Source organism: Micromonospora sp. SYSU B005 (assembly GCF_055362685.1).
Window position 1 is genome coordinate 44,013 of sequence record NZ_JAXCFU010000015.1, and the last position, 26,148, is coordinate 70,160.

The following is a 26,148-nucleotide window of genomic DNA, read 5'->3' on the forward strand; positions in this document are numbered from 1 at the left end:
CGTCATCCCTTCCGGTCCAGCCCGGGCAGCACCCGCAGGCGCCCGCGGGCCGCCGCGCCGATGCGTACCCGGGGCTCGGCCGAAGCCCAGCGGTCCACGCTGCGCCGCAGCGACGTGAGCGCCAGCTCGTCCAGCGACACCCGGTTGGAGTCGACCCGGCCGGTGTCGTCGATCTCGTTGGCGCCGATCTCCCGCAGCAGGACCGCGCCGCGCTCCCCCTCGGAGGGCCGGCGCAGGTCCAGCACCTTGAAGTTCGTGCCGGGCAGGAACAGCACCCGGTCCTCGACGTGCTCGTCCCCCTCCGGCTCCAGCAGGCTGGTCCGGCGGGCGGTCATCGACCAGATCAGCACGTCGGTGTCGCCGTCCTCGGACGCGCACGGCTGGGTCAGCGCGTTGACGAAGCTCCAGTCGGTGACCAGCCGCCGGTCCTGGTAGAGCGCCCACTCGCCGTCGGTCGGCGACAGCCGGTAGACGGTGGTGCCCCGGAACGACGGCATCCGGGAGACCCCGGCGACCACGCACCGCGCGAACGGCACGTGCGGTCCCTTGCGGCCGGAGCGCAGACCGGCGTCGACGCCCGGTCCCCGGCCGGTCAGGTAGAGCCGCAGCGCGACCGTGTCGGCGAGCACGTCCTCGGTGGACACGCCGGAGCCCTGCATGCCCGGGTGCTCGGACATGATCCGGGACACCGAGCTGGCCATCACGTCGAACTCGCGACTGAGCGTGCGGCGCAGCCAGGCGCGCTCGTCGGCGAGCCCCTTCTTCTCCGACAGCAGCGCGCCGGCGCCGGCCGAGGGCACCGGCTGCACGCGTGCCTCGGCGGCCACCTCCGACGGTTCGGCGGCCTCCGACGGTTCGGCGTTTCCCGAAGACGACTCGGGGGCGTCCGACGGCTTGACGTGTCCGGCGGGTGCGGCCGGTCCGGTAGGTGCGGTCGGTCCGCCGGGTTCGACGGTCCGCGCGGGCGCGGTCACGGGCGACGGGCCGGCTCCGGCGGACGGCAGGTCGACCGCGACGACCGGCATCGACGGCGGGGCCGCGACCGGCGCCGCCGGACCGGCCGCCACCGGCGGGGCCGCGAGCGCGGAGCCGAAACCGGCAGGCATGGTCGGCGGTGCCGGCTCGCCGAAGCCCGCCGGCATGGTGGGGGGCGCGGGGTACGTCTCGCGCCCGGCGTCCTCGACGGGTGCCACCGGCGGCGCTGTCGGCAGGGGCACCGCAGGTGGGGCCGGCAGCTCGGACACGAGCGGCACCGTGGGCGGCTCAGGCAGCTCGGACGCGATCGGCACCGGCTTCGGCGCAGGTGACCCGGACACGACCGGCGACGCGGGCGGTGCGGGCAGCTCGGAGACGACCGGCACCGCGGGTGGGTCCGGCAGCGTCGCCACGACCGGCGGCGGGGGCAGTTCGGAGACGACCGGAGGCGCTGCCGGCAGCGGTACCGCGGGCGGATCCGGGAGCGCGGACACGAACGGTACCGCGGGCGGCGCCGGCAGTTCCGGGACGAGCGGCGCGACCGGCGGCGACGGTGCGGGCGCGGCCGGAAGCGGCACCGCGGGAGGTGCGGCCGGCTGGTCCCGATCGGCGGGGACGGCCGGGACCGGGGCGGGAACGGCGACCACCACGCTGTCCGCCGCGGACGGTGCGACAGGCGCGGACGGGGCGACCTCCATGTACGCGGGCACCGGCACGGTCGTGCCCACCGCCCGCGTCTCGGCTTCCAGGTCGATGACCACCTCGGCCCGGCTGGCCGGTCTCGCGCCGGGCACCAGCACCGACGCCGGCATCAGCGCGCGGCTCGTACCCGCCATGCCGTCGACCCGTGCGGCCAGGTCGAGTGCCAGTTCCCGCATCCGGTGGGCGGTGGAGTGGACGGTGTCGTCGAAGACCAACGTGCCGCTGCCCGCGTCGAGCATCGCGGACCGGACCTGCTCGGCGTTCCTCGGCTCGACGGTGGAGCGTACCCAGAGACCGGCCTGCACCACCTCGACCACGGCGCCGGGTGCGAACCAGTAGACCCGGGGCGCGACCTCCTCGGCGCCGGGCAGCGGCGGGCGGTGGCTGAGCACGGCGGGCCGGCGGGCCCGCGAGTTGGGGTGCGCCCGGGGCGTGTAGGAAAGTTCGAGCGCGTACGGCGCCCAGCCGAACGCGCCGTCCGGCAGCACGGTGCGGATCTCGTACCGGTGCGGGCTGCCGATCGGTACGCCGGTGTAGCAGGTGACGTCGGTGTTCAGCAGGTCGGCGAGCGCCTGGCCGAACGCCTCGCCCTCGGGGATGCGGACCTCGCCGAACTGCACGAAGCGCACACGCTGGCGGTTCTCCTCGTCGAGTCCGCGCCAGAAGCGCACCACGTCGTCGAGCGACAGCGACGGTGTGCCGGGGCAGCCCAGCAGCACGGTCATGGTCTCGGTCTGACACGGCACGTACGCGGTGAGCCGCTGCCGTTGCGGGTCGACCACCTGCGGGTCGCGGTTGCTGTGGATCCAGACCCCGGCCGGGATCGGCTCGATCTCGGCGGTGGCGCTGGACGGCCGGGTGTCGATCGCGGCCCGGTCCCATCGCGGCGTCGGGTAGCGCTTGGCGTCCCAGGCGGGCGGACGGCCGGGCCGGAACCGCACCCAGCCGCTACCCGGTGCGGAGTGGACGAACAGCGTTCCGGCGGAGCCGCGTACCAGGTCGCCGTCCGGGGCGATGACGGTGCGGTTGAGGCGTTCGGAGAGCCACTGACCGGCCATCGCGGCGGAGTTGCCGTGCCGGCCGCAGGCGATGAGCCGGATGCCGCGGCGGCGGCGCGGCAGCACCCCGGCCATCGACTCCCACGCGCTGATCGGCATCCCGTCGCCGAGGTCGAGCACGACCACGTCGTTCTCCGCGTCCTCGATCATGGACAGCGCCAGCGACTGGGCCTCCGGGCTGATGGCGTCCTCGGCGTGCACCACCAGTGCGTTGCCGACGGTGTGCTGGACGACGCCCTCGGGGCGGTCCTTGCCGCCGCCGAACAGGTCCCGGAACCGGGTTGCCATGATCGACCTACCCCACTTCTGCGGCCGCGAGGGCCCTCATGCTCAGCGCCGGGCCCTGCGGCACCAGCGCGAGCAGTTCTCTCGGGAAGGGAACGTTCACGACCCGGTCGAGCTTCAGCGCCCGTACCGCGTCCTGGTCGCCGATCGGGTACGCCTTTCCGTCGTCCGCGATGTACGTGGGCAGGGGTTGCGCCGACCCGGTGCCGACCGGCGCCGGGAGCACCGCCATGCCGCTGCCGGGCGCGGTGAGCACCGTCGCGCGGCCGTCGGGGCGGACACCGGAGCGGGCCAGCGGGGCGAGCACGGCGGTGCTGTCGAACCGCGTTCCGTCGACCGCGCTCTGGCGCAGGCACAGCGCGTACGGGCCGGGTTCCTGCGGGGTGAGGCCGGTCAGGTCGGGCAGCCGGGTGAGCAGTGACCGGTCGGCCGACATCCGGGCCGCGGCGAGGTCGGCGGCGCTCAGCTCCACCGGCTCCTCCCCGGAGGTGGCGGTGGCGAGCAGGAACTCGGTCCGGCTCAGCGGCGCGAGGCCGTCGCGGCGCAGCACCAGCAGCTGTTCCGCGCCGGTGTCGGGCCGCTGCCGGAACAGCGTGCCGATCGGGTACGTCCGGTCGCCGACCCGCCCGGAGCGGCCCGCGCCGGGGATCGTGGCCGGGGCCAGGTCCGGCCCGTCGGGCAGGAAGTCGAGCCAGTCCTGCGGGGCGGGCACCTTGCGGGTGGTGGTGGCGCCGAGCGCGACGAGCACCGCCGGGTCGGCGACCCGGTGCCTGCGGCCGGCGGTCACCAGGTAGGTGGGTCCGTCGGCGGCGCGGACGACGGCGAAGCGGTCGGCCGGCAGCGGGACGGCCTCGGCGCGCGGGTCGAGGTTGAGGCCGAGGCGGTCGCCGGGTTCGTCGGTGACCGAGCCGGGCAGGCAGGCCAGCCACGGGCCGGCGACCATCTGCCCGGTGGCGACCGACTGCGGCGCGCCGTCGATGCCGATCGACGGTCCGCGCGGAACGTCCTTGATCGACTCCTTGGAGATGAGCTTCACGGTGGCGCCGCTGCCCTGGATCAGCATGGCCGAGGTCAGGTTAGGCGTCGGGCGCAGCACGCCGTCGAGGTACACGTACCTGTTGCCGCTCTCCTTCTCCACCAGGATCACGCCGCTGCGGGTGTACGCCTTGCTGCCGCCCGGGACGATCCAGCCGTAGACGGCGAACCCGGCCACGACCAGGACGCTGATGAGCACGCCGAAGGCCAGGCCGGTGACGGCACGCTGCCCGGGAATCTCCGCCGTGGACGGGTCGCCCTGCACGAGGGCGGAACTCAACCGGCCCATCATGAGCTGGTGGGCGTGGACGTGGTCGCGCTGGGTCTGCACGGCCGGCTACCCGAAGAGTCCGCGGGCCCAGGCGTAGAGCCCGAGCACCTGGGCGAGCACCGGCAGCACGGCCAGGCCGGTGGCGACGTCCAGCCCGCCGGCGGTGTACTCCCAGAACGGCAGCATGCGTCGCGGCCACGGCCGCAGCGCGGCCATCACCAGCGGCACCAGAAGGGCGACGAGCCCGCCGAGCAGGACGTACCGGCCGGTCGGGGCGAGCTTGTCGGAGAACATCAGGGCCACCATGAGGTAGCCGACGGTACCGGCCGCGACCAGGGCGACCCGCTGCCAGAAACCGAAGCCTACGGGTACGTCGACGGCGTCACCGGCCTCGACGTGATCGTCTACCGGGACGCCGAGGAGCACCTGCGGATGCTGTGGGAGGGCCCCGAGGGCTGGGGGCAGATCTCGCTGACCTGGGCCACCCAGGCGGAGAATCCGCTGCCGCTGACCATGATGCCGGTGTGGGGCGAACACCGCGCCGGCGAGCGGCACCGGGTGTTCGGCCTCGACCACCGGCAGGACATCCGGATGTACGCCGTCGGCGACGACGGCGCCTGGCACACCCGGTCGCTGACCGCGGAACTCGGCCTGCCCGAGTGCAGCGCGTCGGCGGTGCAGCGGCTGCCCGGCGTGGACGGCGCGCCCGACGGCTGGCTGCTGGTCTTCGCCGACTTCGACGGCGGCCTGTGGGAGCTGACCGGGGACGGTGACACGTGGCAGGCCGAGCGGGTGCAGATCGACGGGATGCCGCCGGTGGGGCGCAGCCTGCTGTCGGTGTGGCTGGGCGGCGACCGGCTCCGGATCACCTACACGGCCGCGAACGGCAACATCCAGTTGCTGTTCCGCTCTCTCGGCGACCACGACTGGCAGCGCACCAACCTGACCCGCGTGTCCGACGTGGTGTGAGCGGTTCCCGTGCTCAATCGGACAGCACGTGCCGGACGAGGTCCGGGCAGTGGGTCTTCCAGTTGAGCGCGGGTCCCTTCCTCATCAGGTCCAGGTTGAGCCGGCGGGCCGCCTTGACGATCTGCGGCCGGGTCAGCGCGTCGTACGCGTCGTCGACCGATCCGAACCGCAGCGCCAGCACGCCCGGCCGTACCCGGTAGTGCGCTCGGGCCGCGCCCATCGCGCGCAGCCGGAGCCGGGTGCGCAGCTGTGACCGAGCCGCGGCCTCGTCGACGTTCAGGCGGATGTGCAGATCCTGCGGCCGCCGCCGGTCGTGGCAGACGAACAGCGTCTCCAGCGAGTGCACGGAGACGGTGAACAGGCGCGGGAAGCTGGCGGAGTTGGTGCCCGGCAGCGCGGTCAGCGTCCAGAAGTCGCGCTCGGTCTGCTCCGGTACGGGCATCGTGAGGCGCAGGTACGCCCCGATCAGGCGGGCCATCCCGTCGGTGAACCGGGCGTCGGCGCGCAGCCGGTCGAACTGGTGGCGGGTCCGGCGGCGCAGATCGGCGTCCCCCTCGCGGAGCGCGAGGGGGATCGGGCAGGGCTCGTGGCCGGCCAGCCAGCGTTCCTGCTCCGACGGGGGCAGGATCCGGTCCAGTTCGGCGGCGCCGAGCCGGCCGGCGGTGTGCACGACGTTGCGCAGCCGCACCCCGGCCGACTCCCGCCTGCGGATCTGCTCCCGCTCCTCGTCGTCGAGCCGGTCGCGGGGTACGCGCCGGAAGGCGATCTCGACGATGTCGTGCCACTTCTGGCGGTGCATGCCGAACCGGGCCACCACGTCGACGGCCTGCCCCACGTACCGCTCGCCGTCGGCGAAGGTCAGCTCGTAGATGCCGCACCGACCGCGTGACCTCGGCAGCAGGTGCGCTATCGAACCCACCCCGTCGACAGTCAGCCGGTCGACCTCCGCACGGTCCACAGTGCGCGATGATAGGCCTTGCTCCCGGACGTCAGGTCACGAGCTCGGTGCCGCCGCGAGTCCCGAGGCGTCCGCCCGGGTCCAGTCTCCGTCCGGCGGCGCACCGAGGGCGGCCGACAGGTCCCGTGCCACCTGCTCGACGTCACCGGCCGTGACCAGGGCGAACACGAACCGGTCCGGCCGCAGCACCACCAGGTCGGCGCCGTGCCGCCGCAGCCACCCGCCGAGCACCCCGTCGGCGTCCACCACGTCGACCCGGTCCGGACCGCCGGTCGCCGGTGCGTCGGCGGACGGACCCGGCAGGTCGGCGAGCGGCGTGCCGGACGGGTGGACCGCGACGAACCGCACCGGCAGCCCCAGTCGCCACGCGCCGAGCGGGTCGGCCACACCGGCGCGACCGAGCACGGCGAAGCCGTCGCCGAGCACCTCGTCGAGCAGACGCTCCCCGGGCGTGCCCGGAACGAGGACCCGCGGCTGGGGGAACATGGTCCCGACCACGCCGTCGCGCCGCCCGCCGGCCATCAGGCCCCGCCGGTACGCCGGCACCGGCTTGAACTCGAACCGTTCCACGAACCGCCGTACCCGGGGGATCGTCTGGACCGCCCGCAGCGCGGCGTCGCGCATCCCGGCGGTGACCCGGTTACGGGCCAGGAAGACGCGGCCCAGCCGGACGCTCGTCTGCGCCATCTCCACCGTGTGCGGACGCCGCTCGGTCTCGTACGTGTCGAGCACGGCGGAGCCGGCGGCGCCGGACAGCACCAGCGACAGCTTCCACGACAGGTTCGCCGCGTCGCGCAGGCCGCTGCACAGGCCCTGGCCCATGAACGGGGGCATCTGGTGGGCCGCGTCGCCGAGCAGGAACACCCGTCCCTCCCGCCACCGCTGCGCGACGAGGTGGTGGAAGGTGTAGACCACCGCCCGGGTGACGGCGAACCGGTCCGGGTCGACGTACGGCGAGACGAGCGCGGCGATGCTCTCCGGCCGCCGCACCTCGTCCTCGGTCTCGCCCGGGCGCAGCATGAACTCCATCCGGTAGCTGCCGGCCGCGCCGGGGGACACGAAGGCCGGGCGCTGCCAGTCGCAGACGAACGTGGTGTCGGGTACCCGTACCGCGTCGGGCGGCACGTCGCCGGAGACGGCCAGCCACGGCTCGGCGTAGCTCGCCCCGGACAGCGGGATCCGGACGGCGGCGCGGGTGGCGCTGCGGGCGCCGTCGCAGCCGAGCACGTACCGGGCGCGGACCGCCCGCCGCTGCCCGGTGACCACGTCGGACAGCAGCACCGTCACGCCGTCCTCGTCCTGGGTCAGGCCGACCAGCTCGGTGCCGAGCGCGAGCCGGACGTGCGGGAAGCGGTCCAGCCCGGTGCGCAGCGTGTGTTCCAGTCGCGGCTGGTCGAAGAAGCGCAGCGGCGCGTGCCCGTACCCGAAGTCCGTCTCGGACAGCCTCATCCGGGCGAAGACCCGGCCCGCGCCGTTGACGTACTCGACGAGCGGCGGCGCGATCGTCTCGTCGCGTATCTCGTCGAGCAGGCCCGCCTGCTGGTAGATGCGCAACGCCTCGTCGTCGCAGGAGAAGGCACGCGGCTGGCCGTGCGGCGTGGCGCTGCGCTCCACGACCAGCGTGGTGACGCCGCGGGCGCCGAGCAGGTTGGCGGTGAGCGCGCCCACCGGCCCGCAGCCGATGACGGCGACCTCGACCTCCTGGACCTCCTGGTGAGCCGGCGGCTGAACTGTTTCCATCGTGGTGCCCCTTCGGAACGTGGTCCCGGACGGTTCTCCGCCGTCCGGCACCGGTCAGGGCACCAGTCCGCTGTGGAAGGGGTGTGGAGACGGCGTGGAGGCGGGCCTCCACACCGGTCAGAACGCGGCGAACCGGGGCAGCAGCAGGCCCGCGCCCTGGTCGGCGGCGATCCGCGCGCCGAGGTCCCACTCGGCGCGGTCGCGCCGGGCCGCGCCGCGGATCCGGTGCAGCTCCGCGACGAAGACGCGCTCGCCGACCCGGTCCGCCACCGCCAGCGCCTCACCGGCAAGCGTCGCCGCGGTCTCCGGACGACCGGCGGTCAGGTACGCCTCGGCCATCGCGCACAGCGTGATGGTCCGGGTGGACCGCAGTCCGGGCCGGTAGAACTCGTCGGCGGCGGCGCGCATCGCGTCGAGCCGGCCGTGGTCGCCGCCGCGCGCCGCGGCCCACTCCAGGAAGTACGCGCCGGTCGCGGTCATGTGCGGCAGGCCGGTGTCCCGGCCGATGTCCCGGCACCGCCGGCCCGCCGCGTCGGCCGCTGCCACGTCGTGTTCCTGCATCGCCAGCCAGGCCGCGTAGAGCGCCGCGTTGGCGCGGCCGTACGGGTCGTCGAGTTCCTCGGCGAGGGCCTCGGCGGCGGCGATGTCCGCCCACGCGCCGGCCGGGTCGCCGCGCATCGAGCGTACGAGCGCCCGGAAGTTGTGGCAGGCAAGTACCGGACGCCGGCCCACCTCGCGGCGCAGCAGCGCCCGGTCGACGGTACGCAGCCGCTCGATGCCGGCGGTGAGCCGCCGCTCGCCGTCGGCCTGCCGGCCGGTGAAGTAGCCGACCGCGCCCAGCAGGTACTCCCCGGCGACGGCGATCAGCCCGCTGCCGTCGTCGGGCGCCCGGACGAGCCGCCCGGCGAGGTCGGCGCAGATCGCGAACTCGGCCCGGTTGGCGGCCAGCTCACCGAGCGCCCAGAGCGCGTGGCGGATGTCCGCGTCCGGCCCGACGAGCGTCAGCAGCTCCCGGGCCCGGGCGCAGACCCGGTCGACGGCGTCGCTGCCGACGCCCACTGTCATCTGGAGCAGGGAGGCGCGGTGCAACTGGACGGTCAGCTCGGTGTGCGCCACGTCGGGCGACACCCGTGCGGCGGGGGCGAGCCGGAGCGCGGCGCGTTCCAGGTGGCCGAGCGCGTCCTCGTAGGCGACCCGGCGGGTGGCGTCGTCGGCGGCGCGCAGTGACCACCGCAGGTGGTCCTCGCCGTGGCCGAGCCCGATCGCCTCGCCGTAGTGGTGGGCCAGTTCCGCCGGTGCGGTGCCCGCGGTCCGCTCGTACGCGGCGGCCAGCCGGGCGTGCAGCGCGGCCCGGCGCGGCGGGACCAGCTCGGCGTAGGTGACCTCGGCGATCAGCGGATGACGGAACGCGAGCGCGCCCGGCCCGGTCTCGACCACCAGCGCGGCCGGGTACGCGGGTGCGAGGTCCTCGGCGACCGCCTCGGCCGTGCCGTCCAGCGCCGCCGCCAGCACTGCCAGGTCCAGATCGTGTCCGGCGACGCTGAGCAGGTCGAGGCAACGCCGGGTGGCAGCGGGCAGCCCGGTCAGCCGCAGCCGTACCGTGTCGCGGATGCTCGGCGGCAGCTCCGCGTCGGCGCCCGCGTCGGCCCGGGACCGCAGCAGCTCGGTGAGGAAGAACGGGTTCCCGCCGGTGCGGGTCACGAGCCGGGTCACCTGCGGCTGCGGCGGCGCCACGCCGGTGCGGTCCCGGACCAGGTCGGCGACCGCCGCGGCGTCCAGCCCGGCGAGCCGGACCTGACCGAAGCCGCGTCCGCGCGCCAGCTCGGCCACAGTCGCCACCAGGGCCGGATCGTCGTCGTACGGTCGCAGCGTGGCGACCACCAGCGCCCGCGACGCCGGCAGGGCGGTGGCGAGGAACCGCAGCAACAGCAGCGAATCCGGGTCGGCGGCGTGCAGGTCGTCGAGGACGACGAGCAGCCCGCGCTCCCGGGCCGCCGCGTGCACCAGGTCCGCCACCGCCTCGTACACCTGGAACCGCGCCGTGGGGTCCAGGCCGCGACCGTCCGCCGGTCCGCTCGGCGCGCCCGTGGCGAACCCGTCCAGCCGGCTCGCCGAGCCGGCGGCGCGGGCGTGCGGCAGCGCCAGCAGCGCGCGTACCACCTGGCTCCACAGCCAGAACGGCGGCGCCTGCCCGACGTCCGGGCAGCGACCCCAGACCACCGGGACGCCGTTCGCGGCGGCGCGGACGCCGAGCGCCGCGGCGAGGCTGGTCTTGCCGATGCCGGCCTCCCCCACCAGCGTCAGCACCCGCCCGCCCTGCCCGGTCGCCGCGTCCAGCGCCTCCCGCAGGCGGTCCAGCTCCGCGTCCCGCCCCACGAGCGCCTCGACGTCGCGCTCCGAGGCGGTCCCGGCCGCCGGGCCGCCGGTGTCCGCGGGACTGCTCCGGTCCTGCGGTATGGCCTGCTCCAGGATCAGCCGGTGCGCCGCCCGGATCTGCTCCCCCGGGTCGATCCCGTACTCGCCGGCCAGGATCCGGCGGCCCTCGTCGAAGACGGCGAGCGCCTCGGTCTGCCGCCCCGACCGGTACAGCGTCAGCATCAACTGCGCCCGGGCGCCCTCGCGCAGCGGATGCGCCGACACGAACCGGCGAAGCTCCGGCAGCAGCGTCGCGTGCCGGCCCGCGGTGACGGCCGCTGTCAACCGCCCTTCCTCGGCGCTCACCCGCAGCTCGGCCAGCCGGGCCGCCTCCGGGCGCACCGTGGTCAGGTCGGCCACGCCCGCCAGCGGGTCACCGCGCCACAACGCCAGCGCCTCGGTGTACGTCCGCTCGGCGGACTCCGGCCGCCCGGCCGCGAGCGCGTCCGCCGCCCGGTCCACCAGGGCGCCGAACCGGGCCGCGTCCACCGCGTCGGCGTCCACCCGCAGCTCGTACCCCCGGGGGTGGCTGCGCAGGACGCGCGCCGGCTCGCGGTGGGAGCGTTGCGGTTCCACGGCCCGGCGCAGCCCGGCGACGTAGGTGCGCAGCGTGGTCTGGGCGCTGGCCGGCGGTCTTCCGTCCCAGAGCGCGTCGACAAGCCAGTCGGTGGCGACGAACCGGTTCGGGCGCAGCAGGAACAGGGCCAGCAGTGCCTGCTGCTTCGGGCCGCCGAGGGGCACCACCCGGCCGTTCCGGACGACCTCCGGCGGACCCAGCACCCGGAACTGCACAGTCACCTCGACGACGTCCCTCGTGCCCGGCGCCGGGTCAGGCCGCCGCCATCTCACGCAACTTCAGCACCGAGCGCCAGTTGCGGGTCGTGCCGACCACACCCGTCTTCTTCTCCACGAAGGCGTTGCCGAGCTTGCTGCGCCCGTACCCGTCGGGCACGTGCACGAACACGTCCCGGCCGACGAGCGTCAGCGTCCCGGTCTCGCCGGGCGGGGACGCGAGCGCCGCCTGCTTGTCCGCGCCGGGGTCGCTGCTGAGCATCGTCACCAGCAGCTTCGTCAGATCGGTCTGCGCGTCGACATAGGGATTCGCGGCGATCATCGCGTCCAGCTCGGCCAGGCTGCGCAGCAGCACCGGCACGTCCCGGCCCCACCGCCGCGTGATGCCCCGGCCGATCTCGGCCAGGATCGCGGCCTCGTCGGTCTCCGGGCAGCCGAACACCACGTTGCCGCTCTGGATGTAGGTCGCCACCTGGTCGAAGCCGCAGGAGACGAAGACCTCCTTCAGCTCCGCCATCGCCATGGAACTGGCGCCACCGATGTTCACCGCGCGCAGCAGAGCGACGTATCTCGCCATGACTCGGGATGGTAACCGGCCGTGGCGTCACCGTGGTACGTCCGTGACCTCGACGCACCGGCCCCAGTCGCCTGCGTACGCTGTCCGGGCAGGCCGACGGCGCGAGCCGGCCGCCTCCGCGCCGGTCCCCGGCACCGACATCGAGGTGGGAGATGCCGCAGCTGAACCCCGTCACGACACAGCGCGTCGAGGCCGCCGTCGTCGCTGTCCTCGCCGTCGTCGTGACCGTCGCGGCCGGATACCCGTGGTGGTCGCTGCTCGCCCTCTTCCTCGTCTTCGACCTGTCCATGCTCGGCTACCTGCGCGGGCCGCGCGTCGGCGCCGTCTGCTACAACCTGGCGCACTCGTACGCGCTGCCGGCGGCGCTCGGCGCGGTGGCCGTGGCGGCGGCCGCGTCCGGCGACCGGATCGACTGGCTCGGCGTCCTGGCCGTCGCGTGGGCGTTCCACATCGCCGTCGACCGCGCGCTGGGGTACGGCCTCAAGACGGGCGAAGGGTTCGAGCACACCCACCTCGGCCTGATCGGAAAGGCCCGCCGCGCCCGGACCACCACCGACGGACGCTGACCGCCCCGGTCACTGGCGCGACGGCGCGCAGTTCGCGCTCGTCAGCCGCACCGAGTACTCGCGGTCGTCGGACGTGATCCCGGAGGGCACGCCGTCGAAGTGGGCCTCCACCTTCTCCCAGCCGCGGCGCTGCTCGTAGTGCAGATGCGGGGCCCCGGAGTTCCCGGTGCTGCCGACCCGCCCGAGCTGGTCGCCCCGGGCCACCCGCTGACCGGCCTGCACCGACGGCGGTTCGAGCAGGTGCAGGTACTGCGTCTCCCACTTGCCACCGTGATCGATCTTGACCCAGTAGCCGCCGCCGCGCCCGCGCGGCCCGTCCGGATCCTGCGGGGTGCGGCCACCCAGCGAGCCGTTGATCCCCGCGACCGTGACGGTGCCGTCGGCGGAGGCGAGCACCGGCCTCCCCCACGCCTCCCCGGAGGTCGGGAAGAGGTCGACGTCGTAGTCGTCGTGGCCCGGATAGGTGGACAGCCGCCACGTCTCGCCGCAGGCCACCGGGAGCTGGAAGTCCGGTCGCGGGCCGGGTGGCCGCACCAGCGGCACCACGATCGCCGCGACGGCGGCGAGCGACCCGAGGACGCCGACGATCAGCAGGACGCGCGGGAGACGGGAGCCGCGTGGGCGCTCGGTGGTCATCGTTTCGAGCATGACAGGCGGTGTCCGGTGGCAGACACGGGTCTGCCGATCAGCGACGCACTGGCTAGTCTCATGGCGCTCGCCACGACTAGGAACGGCGGAACGGCGTGACGGACCATCAGCACGTGCCGGTGTGGACCCTGGCGACGGAGCCCGGGAAGATCTCGCGGGCGGCGGAGCTTCCCGTGGACCACAAGGGCATGTCACCGGAACGGCTGGCCGGGCTGCGGCAGGCGCTCGCCGCGTTCCTCGACACGCCGCTCGTCACGGTGGAGGCGTACCCGCTTCCGCCGGCGACGGACATCCGAGGCGGACGGCTCCTCGACGCCGCGTCGCCGCTCGCGATGGAGCTCCGGCGGCTGCTGAAGACGCCGAACGCCGGGTCTGCGGCGACGGCCGCCGCAGGGTCGACGGAGACGCTGTACCGCATGGTGGTGCCGAGGTCGGTGGCCTCGCAGCTCGGTGACGGTCTCGTCCGGTCCATGCCGTCCAAGGCCGTCGCGGGTGGCATCCATGGCGACATCCTCGGCAAGACGGGCATCGTGCAGAAGGCCACCTTCGTGCCGGTGGCGGCCGACGCGTCCCGGCCAGGCGTCACGGGAGCGGTGAGCGGCACCGCGAAGGCGGCGACCACCGCCGGTATCGTCACCGCCGCGGCGGCGTTCATCCTGCTCGCCGTGGCGACCGCCGCGAGCGTGTACGCCGAAGAGCAGCGTCGTAAGGCCATGGAGAGGGTCACCGAGCTTCTCGAGGAGCTGACCGCCGAGAACCTCGACGCGGAACGCGACCGCCTCCACGGCGCGACGGCGGCCGTCGAACGGGCGACCGCGCTCCTGCTCGACAAGGGTGAGGCGGGACATTCTCTCGGCCTGGACGCGGCCGTACACACCGTCGACACCGCCATCGCCGCGGCCCGACGCAGGGCGGGCGCATGGCGGGCGAAGGTCGCGGCGTTCTCCTCCGACGGGGTGGAGGTCGCCGACCTCATCAAGGCCTTCCCCGGGATCGACAAGCCCGACGGCGCCTTCCGCGTCGAGCTCCGGCTGGCTTCACTGGCCATCGCGACGAAGCGACGGATCGCGGTGCTGCAAGCCGTCGAGCACGCCCAGAAGTCGCCCGAGCTCAGTTTCCGCCGCTTCACCGCGATGTTGCAGGACGAGCAGCGGAGCGTTGACGAACTCCAGGACGAACTGCACGCGCTCCTCGGCGCCCTCGCGGACCTGCGGCTGCGGGCACCCACCAAGAGCTTCACCGATCGCCTGTTGACCCAGGGCGAGGTGAACAACCTGCTCGAATGGCCGGGCCGCCTGCGTCAGCTCGCGGACGAGGAGACCGTGTCCGTGTCGGATCTGCCCGATGTCGAGATCGGCCTCGTCGAGAAGGAGGACGGGAAGGTCCTGGTGCTGCCCGCCCGGGCGTTGCCACGCGACCGGGTCGCTTAGGGCGCGCGGACGCCGACACTAGGTCCTATCCCCTCAGCCATCGCGCGACGAATCGGTGGTCCGCGTCGGTGAGGCCGCAGCGGGCATCGACGCGGTGCAGGAGCGCCGGCGCGCCGTGGTTCCCTGCCACCCACCTCCGGTCGGCGTCGGTGATCTCGTCGTCCAGCCACACGAACCGGCGTCCGGCGGCCCACTCGACGAGCCGCCGCGTCTTCCAGTGCAGCCGACCGCCGTCGTCCTCGTCGTCCGGCCAGTCGACGACCGGCAGCGGAGGCAGGCCGAGCCGTGGCGCGAGCACCTCGTTGGCGTCGTGCATCCAGGTCGTGGCCCACACGAGATCGCACGGCAACGCGGCGAGCCGGTGGCCGTGCCCGGCGTCCAGACCGGCCAGCAGCGGGTTGACGCCGTCCGCCGGCGGCCCGGCGGAGCCGCCGAAGGGCAGGAGCGTCCCGTCGACGTCCAGGAACAGCAGCGGACGATCAGTCATCGCCCACCGTGCGGAAGGGTTCGCCGGTCCTGGCGTCCATCCGGGCCTCAGCCCAGCTCGATGACGGGCCGGGTCAGGATCTCGTCGGCGTACCCGTCGTCGGAGGCGGCCCACCGGCCGAAATCCTCGTCGCGGTACGCGGTCGCCAGGGTGAGCCAGCCCAGGAAGAAGCCGCTGCCGCCGCAGGTGGCACCGCCGCCGTCCCCACCGCACACGACGGTGCGCTCGGTCGTCGCCTCGTGCCGGTAGGGATCCTGCCCGATCGCCAGACCCCAGAGGTTCTCCTGCCGGTGCGGGCCGGTCCTGTGGTCGTACGGGTAGCCGTCGCCGGGGCAGTCGTCGCCCCAGCGGAACAGCGTCGCCGCACCGGCGCCACACGCCCACTCCCACTCGTCCGGAGTGGTCGTGCGCAGGCCGAGGTCGGCCAGCCCGGCCATCGCGTCGTCGTACGAGACCTCGCGGATCGCCCGGGCGCGCACCACCTTCCCGGTCGTCCGGTCGAACTCCACGGTCAGCCCGTCACCGGACCGGAAGGTGCGCACCCCGCCGAACCGGCCCCCGGCCGCCGCGACCAGCTCGCGCACGCGCGGGTCGTCCGGCGCCAGTGGCACCTCGCACGGGTCGAAGGCGTCCACCGCGATCAGCATCGCGGGCATGTCGACGTCGCGGACGGGCGACGTCATCGAGTCGACGTACTCGGTCAGCGACGGGAGGCCGAACTCGGCGGCGCTGTCGGCGTACTCGGCGGTCTGGTGTGCGGCGGGACGGAACCGGGCCGCGTCGTAGCCGAGCGCCGGGCGGCCGCCGGGGACGAGCGCGAACCGCATCCCGCCGCGGTCGAACAGGGCCGTGCGGTGCGACCGGCCCGCGTACGCCCTGTTCTCCACACCGGCCACTGTCAGCTCGTGCCGGCCGGCGATGTCCTGCGCCAGCCGGCCGACAGCGCTGTCGGAGAGGTCGTTCCACTGCGCGGAAGTGAGATCGGCGTACGACACCGCGAAAGGATAGCCACGGCCTCCGACAACACCGGATCGACGCCGAGCTGTCCGGCTGCACGTCAGCGCGCGACCCGTCGACGAGACGGTCAGGCGCCGTCGACGTCAGTGGTGAGCGCGAGTTCGCGGCCTGCTTCGATGTCGGCGAGCAACGGGCGAGCAGGACCGAGCCCTCCAGCCCCGCCTGACGGCGGCCGGGGCCGATCTCAGACGTCCACGGCCCGAGATGCCCCGGCCAGCCGGTCGCGGCAGAAGTCCCGGAACGTCCGGGGTGGCCGGCCGGTCACGTCCGCGACGGTCGTCGTGACCCGGTCCTCCGAGCCCGCGGCGACGGCCGTGTCCAGGCCCGCGAGGAAGCGGGCGTAGTCGGGCGCGAGGCCGTGAGCCTCGTGGTACGCGGTGAGCGCGTCCTCGTCGACCGCGCGGTGCCGGACCGGGCGGCCGAGGAGGTCGGTGAGCGTGGCGGCGACGTCGGCGTAGCTCAGTCGCTCGGGACCGGTGATGACGTGCTCGGTGTCGTGGGGCGCCGGGTCGGTGAAGGCACGCACCGCCACCTCGGCGATGTCGGCCGGATCGACGAAGCCCACGCGGGCGTCGCCGGTGGCGCTGACGATCTCGCCCCGGTCCCGGGCGCTCGCGGCATGCGGGTGCTCGCCGACGAAGTTCTCCATGAACCAGGAGGGTCGCAACACCGCCCACTCGGGGATCATCTCGCCGAGATGGGCCTGCACCTCGCCCAGTCCCGGGGTGCCCGCCTCGATCGCCGAGGAGCTGAGCAGGACGGCCCGTTGTACCCGGGCGCGCCGGGCCAGGTCCAGGAACGGCAGCATGGTCGGCGCCGGGTCGGCGTCGCCGAGGGGCGCGATCAGGTAGAGCCCTGTCACACCGTCCAGCGCCGTGTCGTGCGTGCTGCGGTCGTACCAGTCGAAGCGGACGCCCTCGGCGGACGCCCGGCGGCTGGCGACGCGGGTCCGGCGGCCGGCGGCGGCGAGTCTCGCGGCGACGAGTCGGCCCGTCGTTCCCGTGCCTCCGACGACGAGGATCATGCCCGTACCCCCTCGCCGAACAGTTCCCGCACGGCCAGGGGGTTCCAGTAGTCGCGGTAGCGCACGATCCGCCCGGCCCTGATGGTGAGGACGGCGATGTAGCGCAGCCGGTACGGCTCGCCGGTGGCGACGACGACGCCGGTGGCGGTGAACTCGGCGACGATCACCTCCGGGTCGGCGGTCTGGTGCACGGTGACGTCGGCGATCTCGCGGATGTCCAGGGTCCGCGGGTAGTCGATGAGGTAGTCGTGCAGCTCGGCGCGGCCGGCCACCCGGCTGGGCCGCCCGGGCGGCGCGAAGGGGAACTCCATGACGGCGTCGTCGGCGAACAGGGCGATGAAGCCCGGCATGTCCTTGACGAGCAGAAGATCCAGGGCCTGGTGGAACACATCGGTGGCGGTACTCGGCACTGCTGTTCCTTCCTGTCGGCGGGCCGCCCGCGGTGATCTACGATAAGCGGACGGCCGGTCCGCTTCACCATAGCGGACTGACGGTCCGTTTGCGATAGGGGGCAGGAGTGCGTGCTGACGCGGCGCGGAATCGGGAGGCGGTGCTCGCCGCGGCCGACCGGCTGTTCGAGGCGGCGAACGACCCCGACCGGATCTCCATGGACGACGTCGCCGCTGCCGCCGGCGTGGGCAAGGGCACGCTGTTCCGCCACTTCGGCGACCGGCTGGGCCTCATCCAAGCCCTCTACGGCGCACGCGGCGAACAGCTCCAGGCGTCACTCGCGGCGAGCCTGCCCGGCGACTCGCCGGCGGACCGGGCCCTGCACCTGCTGCGGGGACTGGTCCGGTTCAAGCGGGCCAACCGGGTCCTCACGCTGGCCTTGGAGAACGCGGGAAGCGGAAGCCCCTATCGCAACGAGTCGTACGAGGAGTGGCACGCGACGCTGACCGCCATCGTGTCCGAGGCCCGGGGCCCCGAGTCGGCGGAGTTCCTCGCCCACGCCCTGCTGGCTGCGGTGCGCAGCGACCTCGTCGAGCATCTCCGCGACTGGCCCGACGAGCGCTGGGACGCCGGGCTGGCGGCGCTGACCCGTTCGGTGCTGGCCCCCGGGCGGTAGTTCTTCCCGGCGGGCGTGAGCGGTGCCGCGCTCACGCCCCCCACCCTCACCTGGTCCGCTCGATCACGGCGGTGAGGCGGAGCCCGGCTGTCGACACCGTGCCGCTCCCCCAGAACGACGAGGTCCCCGGGATGTTCGCCAGGGCGTCCAGGCTCGGATCGTTGCCCTCGACCTTCGGCCCGTACGCGACGCTCCATCGCCCGCCGGTGTAGCGCAGCAGCAGCGTGCCCGGGTACTCGACGTACGGCGGGATCGGGTTCGTGCCGCTGATCCAGACGTTGCCGTTCACGTCACCGGCGACCGCGTACACCCAGCCGGCCGGCGCCGGTCCGGCCACCCGCTGCCACGTCCGGCCGTCCCAGTGCAGGATGACCGGCTTGGGGGCGGAGTCGTAGTCCTGGGTGCCGACCGCCCAGGCGTCGGTCGACGAGCGGGCCCACACGCCGGTCAGCCGGGCGCTCGGGATCGACGGCAGCGGCGCCACCCGCCACGACCCGCCGACGCGCTGCGCGATCATCGGCTCCGGGTAGGGCGCGTCGGCGACGTACCGCTCCCCGGCGGCGAACACGCCACCGTCCGGAGTTCGCGAGACCGCCCGCAGGACACCGTTGACTCCCTCCGTACCCGGCACCGCGACCCGGCCGAACTGACCGGTGCCGCCCTCGACGACCAGCGGCCGGCCGCCGTCGTGGCCGACGAACACGGCCCGTCCGCCGCCGGTGGCGGCCACGTCCAGCAGCTCCGAGGTCCCCGCCGGGGCGGGCCACGGCGCGTGCGCCGTCCAGGTCACGCCGTCGAAGTGCCCGGCGTACGACTCGCCGAGGCGCCGGGAGCCCACCGTCCAGACGTCCCGGGCGCCCGCCGCGTCCACCTTGTACAGCAGATACGCCTGGTGCGGCAGGCGCCGTTCCGTCCACGTCCGCCCGTTCCACCGCAGCAGGGCGTACGGCTGGTCGATCGAGTACCCCGTGTATGTCGACGCCTGGTAGCCGACGGACCAGGCGTTGTTCGGACCGGTGGCGGCCACGTCGGTCAGCCGGCTCTCGTGGATCAGCGCGGGGATCGTCGCCGTCCACGTCGAAGGCGTGGCGGCCGCGACCGGTGCGACCGGTGGGAGCAGCACACCCGCCGCCAGAGTGGAGACTGTCGCTGCCGACAGCCCGTACCGTGCCAGTGATCCCATGGTGGCCCTCTTCCCCGATCGGTGGTCGGACCTCAGCATCGCGTTCCGCGACGCTGCGCGTGCGCCCGAGCGCGGTCCCGTAAGAGAGTGGTAAGAACGGCTTCTCCGATCGGGAGTCGACTGCGGCCGCGACGGCGTCGCCCGTGGTCAGGCGGCGCGGCGGGCGCGGCGACGGGCTCGTAGGAAGACGGCGTCGTGCCGCTCGTCGCCCCACCAGGCCCACGGAACGCCTGTCACGTACCGGCCGATCGACGCGAACACCGGCGCGGCCTCCGCGTCGCGGCCGGTGCGCACCAGCCCGTACGCCAGGAAGTTCGCGTCGTCGAGCCAGTGGGCGTGCCGGGTCGCCGGCTGGTGGAACCACCGGTTCAGCGCGTTGTCGAGATCCGCCTGCATGACCGGATCCTGTCGCCACCGCTCGCCGATCTCGTCGGCGGTACCGCCGTGGGGTTCGCGATCCTGCTCCCACAGCGCCCACTCCGCGGCGGCCCGAACCGGCAGCACGAGCAGTGGTGAGCCGGTAGGCGCCGTGGCGGCGACCGAGCGGGCGAAGTCGAACATCGCCTCGTGCGAGCCGCTCCACTTCCGGCAGTGGTAGGTCAGCCGGAGCACGTGGCCCTGGTGATGCCAGGGATCCCGCTTGGTCAGCTCACGCCACGTCTCCTCGACGTCCTCCAGTGGCGCACTCTCGTCGATCATGAGGCGCAGCCGGTGCGCCCACGGCGTGGGGTCGTCCGGTGCGAGCCGCATCGCGAGATCGTTCACCTGCCGGGCCAGGTCCAGCAGGCGGCTGAACTCGACCCACTGCTCCCGACGTACGTTGGAGGCCCAGTCGCCGCCGCGCACTTCCCACGCCCGTGCCATCAGCGAACCGGCACGGACGAGCTGGGCGTCCGGATCCGCGGGCGCGCGCGACACCCAGCGGTCGGTCCACGCTTCCGTGGTGTCGACCCGGCCGGTCGTACGGTCGATCCGCGATCCCAGCCCACGAGCTGTCGATTCGGCGAGCACACCGACGTACCGGGCCCGGCGGTCGTAGTCGTTGCGGGTGGCGATCAGCGCCTTCCGGGCCGGTCCGATGTCGGAGCCGTACCGCGCCTGCGTGCACGCCTCGCGCAGCACGGCGTCGTCCTGCGCCGGGTTGGGGTCGATCTGGCGGGTGAGAATCCGCCACACGGTCGAGATCATGATCAGGGATGGTAGATGTCAGCGAACCGGGGTGGGGGCCGCAGCGTTGCCGTTCTGCCGCGAGCCAACCTGCTTGTCGCGGTGCGGGGCGCCGGAGAGGATCGGTGGATGGATCTCCGTGCTGCGGAACGGCGGCTCCAAGCCGCTCAGCGTGCCGCCGATGTCGAGTCCCTCGACGCGCTTCTGCACCCCCGGGTCGTGGGTGCCGGACCGGACGGCACGGTCTTCACCAAGGAGGATGATCTGGAGAGCTACCGCTCGGGCGCCCTGCGGATCACCGACCTGGTGGAGGAGTCGCTCGACGTCCAGGACGACGGTGCGACCGGGGTGACCCGCACGGTCGCTGCGGTGGATGGGGTCCAGGGCGGGGCCGTCGTGTCCGCGCGGTTGCGCTACACCCGGCTGTGGGTGCGTGAGGACGGCAACTGGCGGGTGCTGGCCGCCACCTTCGTCCCGGTCCAGTGAGAGCTCGGACCGCTCAGGCTCCGGCGTGCACCAGTGCGGTCGCCGCTCCGATCAGGAGGGTCACGCCGGTGCCGGCACCGACGACGGCGCTGGGGGTGAGGTCGTACCGCCGGGCGACGGCAACGCTGACGACCGCGACCAGGGTGACGAGCGCCGCCCAGATCGCGAGGGCCGGATACCCCAGCAGCGGCGCCAGGGGGAAGAAGTGCAGGCCGACGATCAGGGCGATCCAGGCCGGAACCAGGGACGCGCGGCCGGTCCGCCGGAGCCAGATCGCGCCGGCGGCGCAGAGGACCACCTCGATCAGGACGATCACACCGAAGACCGGTCCCGTCCTGTCGTCCACGGAGCTGCCCTCGTCCCAGGTGCGTACGGTGACGACGCCGCCGGCGATCGCCGCGGCCAGGGACAACACCGAGCCGACGCCGAGCCACGGACGCCACGCCTTGGGCGGCGCCTCCTGCGCCCAGCCGAACCAGGCCATCCCGAAGACTCCGAAGATCGCGGCGGTGGCCGCGGCGTTCGCCGCGAATTCAGCATCCATCGGCGCAGTCTAGGGGCGGACGACAGTCGCTCCGGACGGTGCCCGCGCGGGCGTCACGACGCCTGCTCCGGGACGCCGGCCCGGGTCCAGGCGCTGCGCTGGGGGCATCCGGTGAGGTCGTCAGCCGGCCGTCGTCCCGGCGGTACGGAGCACCGTGTCGAGCCAGCGCAGCTGCCGCCGGACGTGGACGGCCTCCCCGCCCTCGTGGCCGTTGAACGGGTACGTGTGCATCTCCCGTAGCGGCACGATCGATCCGCTGGCGGCGGCGTACTGGTTGTAGGCGGCGAAACCGGTGCTCGGTGGGCAGACCTCGTCCCGCAGGCCGATCCCGAAGTGCGCCGGGGCGGTGGCCCGCCGGGCGAAGGTGACGCCGTCGACGTACGACAGCGTGCGCCGGACCGGTTCCTCGGCCTCGCGGTGCACCGCCAGGTAGCTGGCGATCTCGCCGTACGGGGACGCCTCGGTCAGTTCGATGGCGCGCTGGATGTCGCACAGGAACGGGGCGGTGACCAGGAGCGCGGCGAGGCCGTCGACGAGGCCGGCCGTCGCGAGCGCGAGTCCACCACCTTGGCTGTTGCCCACCGCGGCGACGCGGGCCGGGTCCACCCCGGGCAGGACGCGGACGGCGTCGATCGCGCGGACCGCGTCGGTGATGAGGCGGCGGTAGTGGTAGTCGTCCGGGGACAGGATCCCCCGCGTGGCGGGGCCGGGCCCGCCGGGCGCGTCGTGCGGGTCCGGGGTGTCGCCGCGGCTGTACAGGCCGGCCTGTCCCCGGTTGTCCACCAGCAGGTGGGCGTACCCGGCCACCGGCCAGGTGAGCCGCTCGCCCGGCAGGCCCCGGCCGCGTCCGTAGCCGGGGTACTCCACCACTGCCGGCAGCGGCGCCGGTACGCCCGCGGGACGGGTGTACCAGGCCCGGACCGGCTCGCCTGCGTACCCGGCGAACGTCACGTCCCACACGTCGACCAGCCGCAGGTCGGTGGGTTCGGGACGGACGTCGACGAGCACCGGGGTGGCCGCGGCGGCGTTGAGGGTGGCCCGCCAGAACCGGTCGAAGTCGGCGGGCTCGGCAACGGCCGGTGCGTAGCGGCGGAGCTGCTCGAGGGAGATATCAATCGACGCTCTTGACACGCCGATAACGATACCCATAAATTTCCGAAAGGCTTACGACGTATTACCGGAAAGTTCCAGCCGACGGTCAGGCGGGAGGACGAGTTTGGCAGCCCCGATCCCGCGCAGTCGCCGTACGCCGTGGCGGCGGGCCCTGCGCCGGGACTGGCAGCTCTACTCGCTCGCCGTCCTGCCGCTGCTGTTCTTCCTGACGTTCCGCTACCTGCCGATGCTCGGCAACGTGATCGCGTTCCGGCGCTTCCAGCCGGGCGGCAGCATCGTCGGCGAGTACTGGACCGGGCTGCGGTACTTCCGGCTGTTCTTCACCGACCCGACCTTCTGGAGCGTGTTCACCAACACGCTCGTGCTGGGCGCGCTGACCCTGCTGTTCTGCTTCCCGCTGCCGATCGTGCTGGCGCTGCTGCTCAACGAGGTACGCAACCGCGCGCTCAAGCGGTTCGTCCAGTCGGTGTCCTACCTACCGCACTTCCTGTCGATCGTGATCGTGGCCGCCATGGTCCTCCAGTTGCTGTCGGTGGACGGCACGGTGAACCAGATGGTGCGCGCCGTGGGCGGCGAGCCGGTCTCGTTCATGCAGCAGGCCGGATGGTTCCGGACGATCTACGTCTCCTCCGAGGTCTGGCAGACCGTCGGCTGGGGCACCATCCTCTACCTCGCCGCGCTCACCACAGTCGACGGCGACCTGTACGAGGCGGCCCGCATCGACGGCGCCAACCGGTGGCGGCAGACCTGGCACGTCACGCTGCCGGGGATCCGGCCGACGATGGTGACACTGCTGATCCTCAACATCGGCACCTTCATGGCCGTCGGCTTCGAGAAGATCCTGCTGCTGTACAACCCCCTCACCTACCCGACGGCGGACGTGATCTCGACCTACCTGTACCGGGTGGGCATCGTCTCCGGGAACCTCAGCTACGCCGCCGCGATCGGCCTGTTCGAGTCCGTGATCGGGCTGACGCTGGTGCTGTCGGCGAACGCGATCTCCCGGCGCACGGTGGGGACGAGCCTGTGGTGAGCACGCGCGCCCGCACCCGGGCGCCGGCGGTCCGCCCGCGTGGCCCCCGGCCGACAGCGGGCTACCGGGTCTTCCAGGTCGTCAACGCCGTCGTGCTGACCGGCGTCGTGGTGGTGACCCTGTATCCGTTCCTCACCATCGTGGCCCGCTCGCTCAGCGACAACGCGTACATCGTCGCGGGCGAGGTGAACCTCGTGCCGCGGGGGTTCAACCTCACCGCGTACCGCGTGGTGACGTCGGACCCGACGTTCTGGATCAGCTACCGCAACACCGTCTTCTACACCGTGGTCGCCACGCTCATCTCCGTCGTGCTGACCACCTGCTACGCGTACGTGCTGTCGAAGCGGCACCTGCGGGGCCGGACCGCGCTGGTCGGGATCGCCGTGTTCACCATGTTCTTCACCGGCGGCCTGATCCCCAACTACGTCCTGGTCACCAGCCTCGGGCTGAAGAACACCGTGTGGGCGATCGCCCTGCCCAACGCCATAAACGTGTTCAACCTGCTGGTGATGAAGGCGTTCTTCGAGAGCCTGCCGGTCGAGCTGGAGGAAGCCGCCGCCGTCGACGGGCTGAACACGTACGGCACGCTGCTGCGGATCGTCCTGCCTCTGTCGAAGGCGATGGTCGCCACGATGGTGCTGTTCTACGCCGTCTCGTTCTGGAACTCCTGGTTCGCCGCGTTCCTCTACATGGACCGCCAGGACCTGCTCCCGGTGACCGTCTATCTGCGCAACCTCATCGCGGGCGCGACGGACGCCACGCAGACCGGCGGCGGCCTCGGCAGCGCGGGCGACGTCGTCCAGTCCGCCGCCACCATCCAGTCCGTGACCATCGTGCTGACGATCCTGCCGATCCTCGCGGTCTATCCCTTCATCCAGCGGTACTTCGTCTCCGGGATCATGCTCGGCGCCGTGAAGGGATAGCCGCCCGCACCACACCCCCACCACCGGAAGGAAGAATCCATGGCCCAGCTGTCCCGGCGCCAGGTACTGCTCGCCAGCGGCGCGGCCGCCGTCGTCGCCCTGGCGGGTTGCGGCGACGACACCCCGGACAAGAAGGACCTCGACCGCAACCGTGCGGGCGCGATGGAGAAGTACGGCATCGGTGACCAGTTCAAGGCCACCGAGCCGGTCACGTTCTCGATCCTCTACAACAACCACCCGAACTACCCGCTCAAGCCGGAGTGGCTGTTCTGGACCGAGCTGGCCGGGCGGACGAACGTCAAGCTGGACCCGGTCGCCGTGCCGCTGAGCGACTACGAGCAGAAGCGCAGCGTGCTGGTCGGCTCCGGCGACGCCCCGATGATCATCCCGAAGACCTACCACCCGCAGGAGAACTCGTACGTCTCCTCCGGCGCCATCCTGCCGGTCAGCGACTACCTCGACCTGATGCCGAACTTCAAGGACAAGATCGAGCGGTGGAAGCTCCAGCCGGAGATGGACACGCTCCGGCAGGAGGACGGCAAGTTCTACCTGCTGCCCGGACTGCACGAGAAGCCCTGGCAGGACTACACCCTCGCGGTCCGCACCGACGTGCTGGAGCAGTTGAAGATCCCGTCCCCGACCACCTGGGACGAGGTGTACGCCATGCTCAAGGCGATGAAGGCGGCCCACCCGGACGTCATCCCGTTCTCCGACCGGTTCGGCAAGCCCAACCCGGCCGGCAACCTGCTGAACATGCTCGCCCTGGCGCACGGCCTGCCGGGCGCCGGCTGGAACTACCAGCCGACGAGCTGGGACGCCGGTGCCGGGAAGTACGTCTTCACCGGCGCCTCGGACGGCTACCGGCAGGTGGTGGAGTATCTCCACAAGCTGGTCGCCGAGGGATTGCTCGACCCGGAGACGTTCACCCAGACCGACGACCAGGCCCGGCAGAAGCTCGCCAGCGGCAAGTCCTTCGTGATCAGCTCGAACGCGCAGACCCTGGTGAACGACTACCGCCCGGACATCGCGAAGATCAACCCGAACGCCCGGCTCGGCAAGATCCTCTTCCCGATCGGGCCGGCCGGCCCGGTCAACGCGGCGAGCCGGCTGGAGAACGGCGTGATGATCTCCAGCAAGGCCCGCGACGGCAAGAACTTCGTGGCCATGATGCAGTTCGTCGACTGGCTCTGGTACTCCGACGCCGGCCAGGAGTTCGCCAAGTGGGGCGTCGAGGGCACCACGTACACGAAGGACGCCTCGGGCAAGCGCAGCCTCGCCCCGGACGTCAACGTCATCGGGCTCAACCCCAAGGGCAGCAAGCATCTGCAGAAGGACTTCGGCTTCTACAACGGCGTCTTCGCCTACGGCGGCAAGCTCGACCTGGTGCAGTCGTTCTTCTCGCCCGAGGAACTGGAGTTCCAGAAGGAGATGAACGCCCGCAAGGCCGCGCCCTGGGTGACTCCGCCGCCCGCGCCGCTCAGCGACGAGGAGCGCGAGCAGACGACGCTGTGGGCGACCGCGCTGAAGGACCACGTCACGCAGAACACGCTGAAGTTCGCCCTCGGCCAGCGGCCGCTGAGCGAGTGGGACGCCTACGTCTCGGAGCTGAAGGGCAAGAACGCGCAGGCCTACATCGACCTGGTCAACAAGGCGTACGAGCGGTACCGCAAGAGCCACGGCTGAC

At 73.1% G+C, this 26,148-nt stretch carries 23 protein-coding genes and 1 pseudogene; 8 read left to right on the plus strand and 16 right to left on the minus strand.

What is annotated here, in order from left to right; translation table 11 throughout:
* Positions 1-2 precede the first annotated feature (2 nt).
* The 3 genes and pseudogenes from SM452_RS26020 to SM452_RS26030 form a co-directional block, all read right to left on the minus strand.
* Positions 3-3,023: a hypothetical protein gene (locus SM452_RS26020; protein ID WP_463840896.1), complete on the minus strand. Its 3,021-nt coding sequence runs from the start codon at positions 3,021-3,023 to the stop codon at positions 3-5.
* A gap of 7 nt (positions 3,024-3,030) precedes the next feature.
* Positions 3,031-4,386: a type VII secretion protein EccB gene (eccB, locus tag SM452_RS26025; protein WP_463840897.1), complete on the minus strand. Its 1,356-nt coding sequence runs from the start codon at positions 4,384-4,386 to the stop codon at positions 3,031-3,033.
* Between the two features lie 6 nt (positions 4,387-4,392).
* Positions 4,393-4,683 (minus strand): annotated as a pseudogene (locus tag SM452_RS26030) (type VII secretion integral membrane protein EccD); the annotation flags it as partial.
* 39 nt (positions 4,684-4,722) lie between these two features.
* On the opposite strand from SM452_RS26030, the gene SM452_RS26035 reads away from it, so the two are divergent.
* On the plus strand, positions 4,723-5,295 hold the full coding sequence (locus tag SM452_RS26035; protein ID WP_463840898.1) for a hypothetical protein: 573 nt from the start codon (positions 4,723-4,725) through the stop codon (positions 5,293-5,295).
* A 13-nt stretch (positions 5,296-5,308) separates the two neighbouring features.
* Here SM452_RS26035 and SM452_RS26040 read toward each other — a convergent pair whose 3' ends face one another.
* From SM452_RS26040 to SM452_RS26055, 4 genes are all read right to left on the minus strand, one after another.
* Positions 5,309-6,253 (minus strand): GIY-YIG nuclease family protein, encoded by a 945-nt coding sequence (locus SM452_RS26040; protein ID WP_262015044.1) that lies wholly within the window; start codon positions 6,251-6,253, stop codon positions 5,309-5,311.
* Between the two features lie 36 nt (positions 6,254-6,289).
* Complete coding sequence (gene mhpA / locus SM452_RS26045; RefSeq protein ID WP_463840899.1) at positions 6,290-7,993, minus strand: bifunctional 3-(3-hydroxy-phenyl)propionate/3-hydroxycinnamic acid hydroxylase MhpA; 1,704 nt, start codon at positions 7,991-7,993, stop codon at positions 6,290-6,292.
* 117 nt (positions 7,994-8,110) lie between these two features.
* On the minus strand, positions 8,111-11,206 hold the full coding sequence (locus SM452_RS26050) for a BTAD domain-containing putative transcriptional regulator (RefSeq protein ID WP_463840900.1): 3,096 nt from the start codon (positions 11,204-11,206) through the stop codon (positions 8,111-8,113).
* Between the two features lie 31 nt (positions 11,207-11,237).
* A complete protein-coding gene (locus SM452_RS26055) occupies positions 11,238-11,777 on the minus strand; it encodes a DUF1697 domain-containing protein (protein ID WP_355510757.1) in 540 nt (179 codons plus the stop codon).
* Between the two features lie 152 nt (positions 11,778-11,929).
* On the opposite strand from SM452_RS26055, the gene SM452_RS26060 reads away from it, so the two are divergent.
* Positions 11,930-12,343, plus strand: a complete 414-nt coding sequence (locus SM452_RS26060) for a DUF4260 domain-containing protein (RefSeq protein WP_262015048.1) — start codon at positions 11,930-11,932, stop codon at positions 12,341-12,343.
* 9 nt (positions 12,344-12,352) lie between these two features.
* Here SM452_RS26060 and SM452_RS26065 read toward each other — a convergent pair whose 3' ends face one another.
* Positions 12,353-12,979: a M23 family metallopeptidase gene (locus SM452_RS26065; protein WP_262015049.1), complete on the minus strand. Its 627-nt coding sequence runs from the start codon at positions 12,977-12,979 to the stop codon at positions 12,353-12,355.
* Positions 12,980-13,248: 269 nt separating this feature from the next.
* On the opposite strand from SM452_RS26065, the gene SM452_RS26070 reads away from it, so the two are divergent.
* The gene (locus tag SM452_RS26070; protein ID WP_355510760.1) at positions 13,249-14,421 is read left to right on the plus strand and encodes a hypothetical protein; all 1,173 of its coding nucleotides are present in this window, start codon (positions 13,249-13,251) and stop codon (positions 14,419-14,421) included.
* Between the two features lie 25 nt (positions 14,422-14,446).
* Here SM452_RS26070 and SM452_RS26075 read toward each other — a convergent pair whose 3' ends face one another.
* The 4 genes from SM452_RS26075 to SM452_RS26090 form a co-directional block, all read right to left on the minus strand.
* Positions 14,447-14,908: an HAD domain-containing protein gene (locus SM452_RS26075; protein ID WP_355510763.1), complete on the minus strand. Its 462-nt coding sequence runs from the start codon at positions 14,906-14,908 to the stop codon at positions 14,447-14,449.
* Positions 14,909-14,955: 47 nt separating this feature from the next.
* Positions 14,956-15,903 carry a hypothetical protein gene (locus SM452_RS26080; protein WP_262015051.1) on the minus strand — a complete coding sequence of 316 codons (948 nt, stop codon included), beginning with the start codon at positions 15,901-15,903 and terminating at the stop codon, positions 14,956-14,958.
* A gap of 206 nt (positions 15,904-16,109) precedes the next feature.
* Positions 16,110-16,949 (minus strand): Rossmann-fold NAD(P)-binding domain-containing protein, encoded by an 840-nt coding sequence (locus SM452_RS26085; RefSeq protein ID WP_262015052.1) that lies wholly within the window; start codon positions 16,947-16,949, stop codon positions 16,110-16,112.
* Positions 16,946-17,359 (minus strand): nuclear transport factor 2 family protein, encoded by a 414-nt coding sequence (locus SM452_RS26090; protein ID WP_262015053.1) that lies wholly within the window; start codon positions 17,357-17,359, stop codon positions 16,946-16,948. The genes SM452_RS26085 and SM452_RS26090 overlap by 4 nt, the downstream gene beginning before the upstream one ends.
* Positions 17,360-17,466: 107 nt before the next feature.
* Here SM452_RS26090 and SM452_RS26095 point away from each other — a divergent pair, with 107 nt between their 5' ends.
* Complete coding sequence (locus SM452_RS26095; RefSeq protein WP_355510768.1) at positions 17,467-18,015, plus strand: TetR/AcrR family transcriptional regulator; 549 nt, start codon at positions 17,467-17,469, stop codon at positions 18,013-18,015.
* 46 nt (positions 18,016-18,061) lie between these two features.
* On the opposite strand, the gene SM452_RS26100 is transcribed toward SM452_RS26095, so the two are convergent.
* Both SM452_RS26100 and SM452_RS26105 read right to left on the minus strand, forming a co-directional pair.
* Complete coding sequence (locus tag SM452_RS26100; RefSeq protein WP_355510771.1) at positions 18,062-19,198, minus strand: hypothetical protein; 1,137 nt, start codon at positions 19,196-19,198, stop codon at positions 18,062-18,064.
* Positions 19,199-19,345: 147 nt separating this feature from the next.
* The gene (locus SM452_RS26105; RefSeq protein ID WP_262015056.1) at positions 19,346-20,386 is read right to left on the minus strand and encodes a DUF4034 domain-containing protein; all 1,041 of its coding nucleotides are present in this window, start codon (positions 20,384-20,386) and stop codon (positions 19,346-19,348) included.
* A gap of 108 nt (positions 20,387-20,494) precedes the next feature.
* Here SM452_RS26105 and SM452_RS26110 point away from each other — a divergent pair, with 108 nt between their 5' ends.
* Complete coding sequence (locus SM452_RS26110) at positions 20,495-20,851, plus strand: nuclear transport factor 2 family protein (RefSeq protein ID WP_262015057.1); 357 nt, start codon at positions 20,495-20,497, stop codon at positions 20,849-20,851.
* A 13-nt stretch (positions 20,852-20,864) separates the two neighbouring features.
* Here the strand turns inward: SM452_RS26110 and SM452_RS26115 are convergent, their stop codons facing one another.
* Positions 20,865-21,395, minus strand: a complete 531-nt coding sequence (locus tag SM452_RS26115) for a hypothetical protein (protein WP_262015058.1) — start codon at positions 21,393-21,395, stop codon at positions 20,865-20,867.
* 120 nt (positions 21,396-21,515) lie between these two features.
* Positions 21,516-22,544 carry an acetylxylan esterase gene (locus SM452_RS26120; RefSeq protein WP_463840901.1) on the minus strand — a complete coding sequence of 343 codons (1,029 nt, stop codon included), beginning with the start codon at positions 22,542-22,544 and terminating at the stop codon, positions 21,516-21,518.
* Between the two features lie 67 nt (positions 22,545-22,611).
* On the opposite strand from SM452_RS26120, the gene SM452_RS26125 reads away from it, so the two are divergent.
* From SM452_RS26125 to SM452_RS26135, 3 genes are read left to right on the plus strand one after another with little or no spacing between them, the layout of a single operon-like run.
* The gene (locus SM452_RS26125) at positions 22,612-23,541 is read left to right on the plus strand and encodes an ABC transporter permease (RefSeq protein ID WP_281599583.1); all 930 of its coding nucleotides are present in this window, start codon (positions 22,612-22,614) and stop codon (positions 23,539-23,541) included.
* The gene (locus SM452_RS26130) at positions 23,538-24,464 is read left to right on the plus strand and encodes a carbohydrate ABC transporter permease (RefSeq protein ID WP_230650141.1); all 927 of its coding nucleotides are present in this window, start codon (positions 23,538-23,540) and stop codon (positions 24,462-24,464) included. The genes SM452_RS26125 and SM452_RS26130 overlap by 4 nt, the downstream gene beginning before the upstream one ends.
* 39 nt (positions 24,465-24,503) lie before the next feature.
* Entirely contained in the window at positions 24,504-26,147 is a 1,644-nt protein-coding gene (locus tag SM452_RS26135) for an ABC transporter substrate-binding protein (protein WP_355510782.1), read from the plus strand.
* The last annotated feature ends 1 nt before the right edge of the window (position 26,148 follow it).

Excerpts from the sequence above, each read along its gene's own strand:
- SM452_RS26020 (WP_463840896.1), bottom strand. The coding sequence starts at position 3,023 with ATGGCAACCCGGTTCCGGGACCTGTTCGGCGGCGGCAAGGACCGCCCC.
- mhpA (WP_463840899.1), bottom strand. The coding sequence starts at position 7,993 with ATGGAAACAGTTCAGCCGCCGGCTCACCAGGAGGTCCAGGAGGTCGAG.
- SM452_RS26055 (WP_355510757.1), bottom strand. The coding sequence starts at position 11,777 with ATGGCGAGATACGTCGCTCTGCTGCGCGCGGTGAACATCGGTGGCGCC.
- SM452_RS26060 (WP_262015048.1), top strand. The coding sequence starts at position 11,930 with ATGCCGCAGCTGAACCCCGTCACGACACAGCGCGTCGAGGCCGCCGTC.
- SM452_RS26065 (WP_262015049.1), bottom strand. The coding sequence starts at position 12,979 with ATGACCACCGAGCGCCCACGCGGCTCCCGTCTCCCGCGCGTCCTGCTG.
- SM452_RS26075 (WP_355510763.1), bottom strand. The coding sequence starts at position 14,908 with ATGACTGATCGTCCGCTGCTGTTCCTGGACGTCGACGGGACGCTCCTG.
- SM452_RS26085 (WP_262015052.1), bottom strand. The coding sequence starts at position 16,949 with ATGATCCTCGTCGTCGGAGGCACGGGAACGACGGGCCGACTCGTCGCC.
- SM452_RS26100 (WP_355510771.1), bottom strand. The coding sequence starts at position 19,198 with ATGGGATCACTGGCACGGTACGGGCTGTCGGCAGCGACAGTCTCCACT.
- SM452_RS26105 (WP_262015056.1), bottom strand. The coding sequence starts at position 20,386 with ATGATCTCGACCGTGTGGCGGATTCTCACCCGCCAGATCGACCCCAAC.
- SM452_RS26110 (WP_262015057.1), top strand. The coding sequence starts at position 20,495 with ATGGATCTCCGTGCTGCGGAACGGCGGCTCCAAGCCGCTCAGCGTGCC.
- SM452_RS26115 (WP_262015058.1), bottom strand. The coding sequence starts at position 21,395 with ATGGATGCTGAATTCGCGGCGAACGCCGCGGCCACCGCCGCGATCTTC.
- SM452_RS26120 (WP_463840901.1), bottom strand. The coding sequence starts at position 22,544 with ATGGGTATCGTTATCGGCGTGTCAAGAGCGTCGATTGATATCTCCCTC.
- SM452_RS26135 (WP_355510782.1), top strand. The coding sequence starts at position 24,504 with ATGGCCCAGCTGTCCCGGCGCCAGGTACTGCTCGCCAGCGGCGCGGCC.